This window comes from Roseomonas indoligenes (genome assembly GCF_017813365.1).
GTDB classification, from domain to species: domain Bacteria; phylum Pseudomonadota; class Alphaproteobacteria; order Acetobacterales; family Acetobacteraceae; genus Roseomonas; species Roseomonas indoligenes.
In genome coordinates, this window is the sequence record NZ_JAGIZA010000056.1 from 1 (window position 1) to 1,774 (window position 1,774).

Annotated in this window: 1 protein-coding gene; it reads right to left on the reverse strand. The window is 73.6% G+C overall.

Annotated features, from left to right (window positions below; all coding sequences use genetic code 11):
* The coding region (locus J5Y10_RS27585; protein ID WP_209377372.1) for a hypothetical protein at positions 1 to 1,774 on the reverse strand (1,774 nt) is incomplete at both ends.

A 1,774-nucleotide genomic window follows, 5' to 3' on the forward strand; every position in this document is an offset into this window, starting at 1 on the left:
GCTTCCGCCGCGCCGGGGATGCCCAGGTCAGCTAACCCGGCCAGGGTCGCCAGCCCGAGCGCCCCGTAGTCCCCGCCGCTCTTGTCCCAGCCGCCCAGGTTGGAGAACCCGCGCGCGACATTCGCCTGCTCCAGCGCGGCCCAGGTCAGGGGACGCGCCTTGCTGCCAGGGTCGATGTTGGCGTGCAGGTAGGCCACCGCGTCGCGCGGGTTGAAGTCCGGTCGCATGACGCGCCCGACCAGGAAGTTGGCCGCGAACTCCTTCAGCCACTTCATGGCCCGGGCATCGCCGCGCTTGGCCGAGGCGATGGCCGTGCTGGCGAAGTAGTCCTGCTGCCAGGGCGGCAGGGCGGAGTTGTCGCTGCCGTAGGTGCCCTCGACCTTGCCGTAGGCCTGCCCCTGGAGGGCCTTCCAGGCCGGCATCCTGTCCACCAGCCACGACCACACGGCGTCGCTGGTCTCCTGGGCGAGCTTCTGCCCGGGCTGGTCAGGCGCCGCGATCCAGGCCGCCTGGTCCACTTGCCGCATCCCCCAGGCCGAGCCGCGGACCTGGTTGCTGTTCACGATGTTCAGCCCGGAGCCGCCCTCCTGGCGCACGGCATCCCACTGCGCCCAGACGCACCAGACCGCCTGGCCGAGCAGGTTGTCCAGCAGCGCTCGCCGGCCGGACAGCATGTAGGGCACGAAGCAGGGGTCGGGCTGGTGGGCGATGTCGAGGGTCCACCCATGGGTCTCCTCGATGCCCGGGGACAGAACCCGGTCCCACAGGTTCGGGCGCGGGTCGTACCAACTCGCCTTTGCGCGGTCCCAGCGGAACCAGGGGATCGTGCCCGCGGCCTCGGCTACGTCCATGCAGTAGTCCGCCACGTCGCGGTCGTTGGAGATCATCCAGGCCGCGACCCATGAGGGCACGGCGCCGATGTCGCCCCGCCCACCCGTGCCGGGCATGTAGGTGCTGATGTTGCGGGTGCCGAAGGTGTCGTTCCAGCCCGGCTGTGCCCGCGCCACCGGATAGGCCGCGATCACGTCGGCGTTCAGGGTGCCCTGCTGCCGGACGATCCCGGAGGCATCCTGCACGTAGCTCCAGTCGAACCGGAGGTGCGGCTGGCGTCGTGCTGCGGTGAGGAGGCGGCCCCAGGCCCGGCCCAGCTCGTGATGGGGCACCGCCTGCTCCAGCAGGGTCTTGCCGTCCACGACCAGCTTGGCCGAGTAGATGGCCGTCCCGCTGGTGGGTTCCTGCACCGCGTCATTGCGGAGCCACAGGTCCACGGCCGCGGTCCCGTCCGCGCGCCGGATCAGGTCGGCCACCACCCGGAGCGAGGTGACGCCGCCGGCAGCGGAGGCCGGCACCTCGGCCGCGATCCGCTCCTGCAGCTCGTGCGGGCCGGAGCGCCAGGCGGTCCGCGGGGCGGTGAGCAGGTCGAGGGTCCAGCCGCCGATGGTGAGGGTGGCGGTGTGGCCGGAGGGGATGGCGCCCTTGGCCGCCTCGCCCCGCGCCAGGGTGCCGGGCAGCAGCGCGCCCGCGGCGAGCGCCGCCGGCAGGCGCAGGGACAGGGCCGCGTGCCGCGCCGCGCCGCTGGGGTGCCGCACCGTCACATCCGCCTGCACCGGAAGCGCCGTGCCGTCCGCGAGGCGCAGGACCAGCCCGGCGCCGGCCGGCAGGTCGCCGTCCGCGAAGACGTGGCCGAAGCTGACCACCGCGCCGGCCGCGTGCCCGCCGGGGCGGCCCTCAATCGTGAGGGAGCAGATGGCGCCGCCGGGCGTGGACTGCGGCG